Source organism: Sphingopyxis sp. (genome assembly GCF_019459305.1).
Classification (GTDB): domain Bacteria; phylum Pseudomonadota; class Alphaproteobacteria; order Sphingomonadales; family Sphingomonadaceae; genus Sphingopyxis.
Map to the genome: position 1 here is coordinate 1 of NZ_JAIBES010000115.1, position 7,442 is coordinate 7,442.

Consider the following 7,442-nt stretch of genomic DNA (forward strand, 5'->3'; position numbering starts at 1 on the left):
ACATGACCCTTGAGAGCGTCTCGGGATTAAGCGATAATGCCATCATCACGTTGCCCGCGATGGCAGCATGATCAACCCGGCTTGGCCGGAGATCGCTAAGGCTGCGCCGGCGAACCTACACCATCAAATGGGACACGACCCAGCGTCGGCCTTAAATATCTGATTTGGTGTGGCTTTGCCCATATTAGTGCAACAAGTCCGGTTTGCTGCCCGAGATTCCCCCGAATTCCGCCTTAAAATCTGCAACGGCGACCCGTTAATTGGCGCATGACCAGCAATGCTACACCATCGACCGAGCCGGTAGGACGGCTTCTGGATTGGCTGGGGCTCCGCCGTGGACAAGGCGCGCCCCCTGCAGGGAGGAAGGCTCCGCCCGACGGCAGCGGGACGCGTGACCTGGCGCGGCTCGCCCGGCACCAGCTGATCGGCACGATCACGGCGTTTCTGATTGACAATGACCTTGATGTTTCTCCCGGCAACCTGCTGATCGCCCACGCCGCCTTTTCAGGGATGAACCCGCCGCTGGCGCGCCAAATCACCGCGCGGTCGCTATCGGCGGAGGGTATCACCCAGCCATGGCTGAACGAGCTCGGCGAGCAGAGCGGCAACCGCGCCGACCATGCCGATCTCGACCGTCTGATGACGCGGCTCGAAACCAATCTTGAATCCTTTCAGGTCCACGCCAAGGAAGCGCGGACGGTCACCAGCGACTACGGATCCGAACTCGAACAGCATGTCGACGATTTGGAACAATTGCAAAAAACCGGGCGGATCGTGTCCAGCCTCGCCGACCTTGCCCGAGTGATGCTCGAACGCACGCGCACGGCCGAGGATAATATGCGCAAGAGCGAGGATGAGGCCAAGGCGCTGCGCCGCAGCCTCGAACGTGCCAAGCGCGATGCCGAGGTCGATTTCCTGACCGGCCTGCCCAATCGCCGCGCTTTCGAAATCCTGCTCGAACGTCATTTCAAGGAAGCTCGCGCCGCCTGCGAACCGCTGAGCGTCGCCTTTTGCGACATCGACGAATTCAAAAAGGTCAACGACCTCCATGGCCATGAGGCGGGCGACCGCGTCATTAAGGCGATCGCCGACACGCTGGCGCGGATTTCAGACGACCGGTGTCATGTCGCGCGGCATGGCGGTGAGGAATTTGTCATGTTGTTCCGCGGCCTGACCCCGACCCAGGCCGCCGAGCGGCTCGACGAGGCGCGCGAAGGCCTCGCCGAACGCCGCCTGATCAACCGCAAGACCGACGAACCCTTCGGACAGATCACATTCTCGGGCGGCGTCGCCGATGTCTTTGGCTATGGCGAAACGCGCGGCGCGCTCAAAGCCGCCGACGATGCGCTGTACAAAGCGAAGTCCGGCGGCCGCAACCGCATCGAACTCGCTGACCCGGCGTAAACTGAACTTCCCGCACAGGGGTGAATGCCGCGGCTAATGCGCGCCAGAGTGCCGTAGCCGCGGCATTCGCCCTTCGTTTAACGGCTCCAACGCGCGAAGATCGCGGTCGGCAGCAGCAGCCCCCGCGTTTCTTCACGCACCGCCAGCTCGCCGCATTCGACCTTACCGGGCAGGTCAGCAAACAGCTGCGCCAGCAACTCACCGATCGCCAGCGCCGACATGCGGACGGCATAGACGGTCAGGAACAGCGCGCGGCTGTCGGCGTCGAGCAATTGACGGCAATCGGTCAGCAGCGGCGCCAGCCCCTCCTCGAGCTGCCAGCGTTCGCCGGTCGGGCCGCGGCCGAATTTCGGCGGATCGAGCAGGATCGCGTCATAGCGCTTCTCCCGCCGCACTTCGCGCGCGGTGAACTTGCCGGCGTCGTCAAGGATCCAGCGCACCGGCTTGTCCGCCATCCCCGCCAGCGCCGCATTCTCACGCGCTTGGCCTACCGACTTCTTCGAGGCATCGACATGCGTAACCGACGCCCCCGTCGCGGCGAGCGCCTGGCTGCCGACGCCGGTGTAGCCGAAGAGGTTGAGGAACGCAGGATCGGCTTTGTCGGCGACCTGCGCGCGCAGCCAGTCCCACACGGGAGCCATGTCGGGGAAGAATCCCAAATGGCGAAACGGGGTGCATTGCGCCGTAAAGCGCGTCTCGCGCCACGCCAGTGGCCAGCCTTCGGCCGGGACGGGCTTGTTATAATACCAGCGCCCGCCGCCATCATCGTCCGACGCCGGGATAAACTCCCCGTCTGCGGCTTCCCATTCGCTGGCGGGCAGCGCGGGCGCCCACATCGCCTGCGGTTCGGGGCGGATGAAGCGATAGCGGCCATAGCGTTCGAGCTTGCGGCCGTTGCCACTGTCGATCAGCCCATAATCGTCCCACGCCTCACCGACGAGGGTGACAAGCGGCAACTGCTCAGCCACGCGCGGCTTCCGCCAGCACATAGGCCTTCACGGCGTCATAGTCACCCGGCAGCCGTTCGTAACGCTCTTCGCGGTCGAACAGATTGCCCAGCCTCGGCGGCAGCGACGGACGTACCCCGGTCGAACGCTCGACCGCCTCACGGAACTTTGCCGGATGCGCCGTCGCCAGCGTGACGACGGGAATGTCGGCGTCGATCTCGAGCGCACGCGCCGCGGCAAGGCCGACAGCACTGTGCGGGTCGATCACCTGCCCGCCATGCTCCTGCGCCCAGCGCAGCGCGAGCGCCATCGCGTCGCCGTCGATGCTCGCGCTCGAAAACAGCCCGCGGGCGCCGGTCAGCATGTCGGCGGGGATCGTCATCGCGCGATTGCGATCGAACTCGTCCATCATCGCGGCAATTGCGGCGCCGTCGCGGCCCGACAGGTCGAACAGCAGGCGCTCGAAATTGCTGCTGACCTGAATGTCCATGCTGGGAGTCGCCGTCGCGGTGACCGTCCCGGCGCTATAGTCGCCATTGGTCAGCGCACGGTGCAGGATGTCGTTGACGTTGGTCGCGACGACCAGCCGCGCGATCGGCAGCCCCATCTGCGCCGCGACATAGCCCGCGAACACATCGCCGAAATTGCCCGTCGGCACGCTGAACGCAATCGGTCGGTCCGGACCGCCAAGGCGGACGGCGGCGTAGAAATAATAGACGACCTGCGCCATCAGCCGCGCCCAGTTGATGCTGTTCACTGCCGATAACGTCAGTTGGCCGCGCGCCTCGTCGTCGCCGAACAGCCGCTTCACCATCGCCTGGGCATCGTCGAAGCTGCCGTCTATCGCGATATTGTGGACGTTGGGCGCCAGCACCGTTGTCATCTGCCGCCGCTGCACGTCGCTGACGCGGCCCTCGGGATGCAGCATGAAAATCTGGATATGCTCCCGCCCTGCCACAGCTTCGATCGCCGCCGATCCGGTGTCGCCGGACGTCGCGCCGACAATCGTGATGTTCGTGTCGCCACCGCTCAGGAATTTCTCGAACAGCTGGCCCAGCAGTTGCAGCGCAACGTCCTTGAACGCCAGTGTCGGGCCGTGGAACAGTTCGAGCAGCCAATGGCGATGGTCGAGCTGGACCAGCGGGGTCACCGCATCATGGCTGAAACTGCCATAGGCGGCGCGGCACAGCTGGCGCAGCTCGTCCTCGGTCAGCACGCCTTCGACGAACGGGCGCATGACGCGCACCGCGGTTTCGGCATAGTCGAGCCCCGCGAGCGCGCGGATGTCCTCAACCGCCATCTGCGGCCAGTGCGCGGGCAGATAGAGACCGCCGTCGCTGGCAAGGCCCGCGAGCGTGGCGGCACGAAAGTCGAGGGTCGGCGCAGAGCCGCGGGTGCTGATATATTCCATGGCGGCACAGCGCCTAGCGGGCCAGCCTCAAGGCCGCAAGCGGCGACGGACAGCCAGAAAGTAGATGATCAGCGCCGCGGCGGCGAACAGGAACCACTGCACGGCATAGGCGAGATGATTATTGGGCGTATTATCAGCCGACGGCACCGCACTTGCGCGCAGGCCCGCAGCGGGCGAGTCGGCGATCAGCATCGCCCGCGCGGGCATATCTTTGCCCGCCGCGCGCTCCATCACCGTCGGCTGGTCCGGACCGGGGACGATCGTCCCCTGCACGATCCCGCCGGTCCATTTCGGCGGCGTGAAATCGTCGCCGATGCCGACATCGACGAGCACCCCCGGGCCTTCAGCGCCGGTGCGGCAGTCGGCGATCATGCGAAAGCCCGCCTTGCCCTTCTGGTCAGTGCCACTGCGCGGATCCCAGCGCACGGGTTCGAGGCAGACGACGCTGCTTTTGCGAAACAAAAAGGCATCGGCGACCGGCGGCAGTTGGGGATAGGTGACCAGCGACGACATCGCCATGTTGCGCTGGTACAGTGCGACCAGCGCTTCCTTCTCGTTCTTGCGCTGGAGCTGCCACACCCCCAGCGCGATCATCACGAGCACTGCGACGATAACGACGATCGTCGGGATCAGCGGCCAGCGCCGCGGCGGAGGCGTTGCGGCATCAGTCATGCGGTTCGTCCACTTGTCGACCCTCGGCCGCTTGCCGCTGGTGCTCGCTCGCCAGCAGCGCGCCCTTGGCGACGCGCAGACCATAAACCACCGCGGCGGCGGTCAGCGGCACCCACAGCACAACGTGAACCCACAAGGGCGGCTGGACTGCGGCATCGAGCGCCAATGCGAGCGCAACGAGCAAGGCGCCGATGATCAGGGTCAGGAACGCCGCGGGGCCATCGCCGACATTGTAGCGGCCATAGTCGAGCCCGCAGGCTTCACATTTCGCGTGAAACTGCACCGGCCCTTCGAACAAGGTTTTGGCGCCGCATTCGGGGCAAAGGCCAAAAAGGGCAGCGCGCCAGACCGGCGGCTGCCCCTTTGGAATGATAGTGCCGTCGGGCAATTTAATGCGCGGCGACCGGCGCGCCCCAGCCACCCCAGACGTAAATAATGATGAACAGGAACAGCCACACTACGTCGACGAAGTGCCAGTACCACGCAGCCGCTTCGAAACCGAAATGCTGCTTGGGGGTGAAGTGACCCTTATAGGTACGGACGAGACAGACGATCAGGAAGATCGTGCCGACCAGAACGTGGAAGCCGTGGAAGCCCGTCGCCATATAAAAGGCCGAGCTGTAATTGCTCTGACCAAAGGCGAAGGGTGCTGCGGCATATTCATACGCCTGGATCGCCGAGAAGATCGCGCCAAGGATGATCGTTGCCCACAGGCCTTTTTTCAGGCCGTCGCGGTCGCCGTGGATCAGCGCGTGGTGCGCCCAGGTGATCGTCGTGCCCGAGCAGAGCAGGATCAGCGTGTTGAGCAGCGGCAGTGAGAAAGCGTCGATAACCTCGATGCCCTTCGGAGGCCACTGGGTAATCGCCGCGGCGCCGTCTTGGCCGAACAGCGAGGTCACCGCGCCATCGACATATTCGATCGGCACCGGGAACAGGGTGAAGTCGAACCACGCCCAGAACCAGCCGACGAAGAACATCACTTCCGACGCGATGAACAGGATCATGCCGTAACGCAGATGGAGCTGAACGACCGGGGTATGGTCGCCGGCATGCGCTTCGTTGATGACGTCTGACCACCAGCTGAAGAAGGTGGCGATCACGCCCATGAAGCCTAGGCCCAGCACCCATTTGCCGACGCCGCCGAAATAATCGTCGTGCATGAACATCACGAGGCCGAAGAACATCACCAGCGCGGCGAACGAGCCGATCAGCGGCCAGACGCTGGGATTTACGAGGTGATAGTCATGATGTTTCGCACCGGACATGGCGTTTTTCCCGTTTTTTACAGCCCCAGCATCGCGATTCCCCATCGCTCGCCGGCCTTGTTTGGACTCTGATCGCGGCCTTAGCTCGCCTTTTTACCCTCGTCTACAGGATGAAAGGTGTAGCTGAGAGTGATTTCCTCGATGTCGCGCGCGTCGGGATCGTCCATGATCTTGGGATCGACGAAGAACAGCACCGGCATCCGCATCTGTTGCCCCGGCTCCAACCGCTGTTCGGTGAAGCAGAAGCACTGAATCTTGGTGAAATATTTGCCCGCCTGCGTCGGCGTGACGTTGAAACCCGCAGTGCCGACGACCGGCTTCGCCGAGTTATTCTCGGCGATAAAGATCGCCATGTCGCGCGCACCGATGCTGACCGTATCGGTCGGATGTTCGGGATAGAATTTCCACGGCAGGCCGGGCGAGACATTGGCATCGAAACGGACCGATACAGTTCTCGACAGAACCACCGGGTCCGCCGCGGCGGCAACCGGATCGTAACGCTGCGTCGTACCGCCAAATCCGGTCACGCGGCAGAACAGGTCGTAGAGCGGCACCGCCGCGAATCCAAGCCCGACCATCGCGAGCGCCAGCGCCGATGCAAGGCTCGCGGTCTTTGCTTTGGGGGACAGGCGCGCAATCATGCGAATATCTGGATTTTGGCGATGGTGATGAAGAAGAACAGGATCGCGAGACCACCAAGCATCCACGCCATCATATTGGCGCGGCTGCGCTGGCGGCGGCGATATTCGACCTCGTCAAAGGGCTCGCGATTCGGATTTTCGGTCATAAAGGCCACCAATGATCGGCAACAACGGCGCCGAAGAGAATGAAAAGATAGGCAATTGAATAGGCGAACAGCCGCTTTTCGGGCTGCATCAAATCAGCGTCGCCCGTCTTGCGGGTGCCGACCTGAACCGATAGCGCCACGAACAGCGCCGACAGGATGACCGCGGTCCACCCATAGAGTGCACCGGTATATCCCAGCGGCCAGGGCGCGATCGCTGCCACCGCCATGATCAGCGCATAAAACAGAATCTGGCGCCGGGTCGATTTCTCGCCCGCGACCACCGGCATCATCGGGATGCCCGCTGCGGCATAGTCCGAGCGCATGAACAGCGCGAGCGCCCAGAAATGCGGCGGCGTCCACAGAAAGATCAACAGAAACAGCATGACCGGCAGCGGCGCGATGCTGCCCGTTGCAGCGACCCAGCCGATCAACGGCGGAAAAGCGCCTGCCGCGCCGCCGATGACAATATTCTGCGGCGTCCGCGGCTTCAGCCACATTGTATAGACAAAGACGTAGAAGAGGATCGACGCCGCCAGCAGCAGCGTCGCCTGCCAGTTCGACGCGAACAGCATCAGGAACAGCGAGAATGCCGCGAGGCCAATCCCGAATTGCAGCGCCGTCTGCGGGTCGAGCCGCCCGGCGGGCAGCGGCCGTCCGGCGGTGCGCTTCATCTTGGCGTCGAGACCCGCCTCATACCACTGGTTCAGCGCACCCGACGCTCCTGCCCCCAGTGCGATCGCGAGGATCGACGCAAAGGCCAGAACGGGCGGCACGCTGACCGGGGCAGCGAGCAAACCGCACAGCGCGGTGAATACCACCAGTGACATGACGCGCGGCTTGGTCAGCGCGAACAGGTCGCGCCAATCGGCCGGAAGGGCCGTCTCGCCGTGGGTGAGGCTTTGCGCCATAATAACTCCGGACCGTCACGCGGCCCCCCCCCGGCCCCCCCCGGGGGG

At 63.9% G+C, this 7,442-nt stretch carries 9 protein-coding genes; 1 reads left to right on the forward strand and 8 read right to left on the reverse strand.

Annotated elements, in window-relative coordinates:
- Nucleotides 1-267: 267 nt before the first annotated feature.
- Nucleotides 268-1,404, forward strand: coding sequence for a GGDEF domain-containing protein (locus K0M74_RS13665; RefSeq protein WP_293973400.1), 1,137 nt, complete (start codon nucleotides 268-270; stop codon nucleotides 1,402-1,404).
- Between the two features lie 77 nt (nucleotides 1,405-1,481).
- Here K0M74_RS13665 and K0M74_RS13670 read toward each other — a convergent pair whose 3' ends face one another.
- The 8 genes from K0M74_RS13670 to K0M74_RS13705 all read right to left on the reverse strand — a co-directional run bounded on the left by K0M74_RS13670 (nucleotide 1,482) and on the right by K0M74_RS13705 (nucleotide 7,394).
- Nucleotides 1,482-2,360: a class I SAM-dependent methyltransferase gene (locus K0M74_RS13670; RefSeq protein ID WP_293973422.1), complete on the reverse strand. Its 879-nt coding sequence runs from the start codon at nucleotides 2,358-2,360 to the stop codon at nucleotides 1,482-1,484.
- A gap of 4 nt (nucleotides 2,361-2,364) precedes the next feature.
- Nucleotides 2,365-3,762 (reverse strand): threonine synthase, encoded by a 1,398-nt coding sequence (gene thrC / locus K0M74_RS13675; RefSeq protein ID WP_293973403.1) that lies wholly within the window; start codon nucleotides 3,760-3,762, stop codon nucleotides 2,365-2,367.
- Nucleotides 3,763-3,789: 27 nt separating this feature from the next.
- Nucleotides 3,790-4,434 (reverse strand): SURF1 family protein, encoded by a 645-nt coding sequence (locus tag K0M74_RS13680; protein WP_293973405.1) that lies wholly within the window; start codon nucleotides 4,432-4,434, stop codon nucleotides 3,790-3,792.
- Nucleotides 4,427-4,822 carry a DUF983 domain-containing protein gene (locus tag K0M74_RS13685; protein WP_293973408.1) on the reverse strand — a complete coding sequence of 132 codons (396 nt, stop codon included), beginning with the start codon at nucleotides 4,820-4,822 and terminating at the stop codon, nucleotides 4,427-4,429. Before K0M74_RS13685 ends, K0M74_RS13680 begins: the two co-directional genes overlap by 8 nt.
- A gap of 1 nt (nucleotide 4,823) precedes the next feature.
- Nucleotides 4,824-5,699 (reverse strand): cytochrome c oxidase subunit 3, encoded by an 876-nt coding sequence (locus K0M74_RS13690; protein ID WP_088439455.1) that lies wholly within the window; start codon nucleotides 5,697-5,699, stop codon nucleotides 4,824-4,826.
- An 80-nt stretch (nucleotides 5,700-5,779) separates the two neighbouring features.
- Entirely contained in the window at nucleotides 5,780-6,340 is a 561-nt protein-coding gene (locus tag K0M74_RS13695) for a cytochrome c oxidase assembly protein (RefSeq protein WP_293973414.1), read from the reverse strand.
- Nucleotides 6,337-6,486, reverse strand: a complete 150-nt coding sequence (locus K0M74_RS13700; protein ID WP_169714524.1) for a hypothetical protein — start codon at nucleotides 6,484-6,486, stop codon at nucleotides 6,337-6,339. Before K0M74_RS13700 ends, K0M74_RS13695 begins: the two co-directional genes overlap by 4 nt.
- The gene (locus K0M74_RS13705; RefSeq protein ID WP_293973419.1) at nucleotides 6,483-7,394 is read right to left on the reverse strand and encodes a heme o synthase; all 912 of its coding nucleotides are present in this window, start codon (nucleotides 7,392-7,394) and stop codon (nucleotides 6,483-6,485) included. Before K0M74_RS13705 ends, K0M74_RS13700 begins: the two co-directional genes overlap by 4 nt.
- Nucleotides 7,395-7,442: the final 48 nt, after the last annotated feature.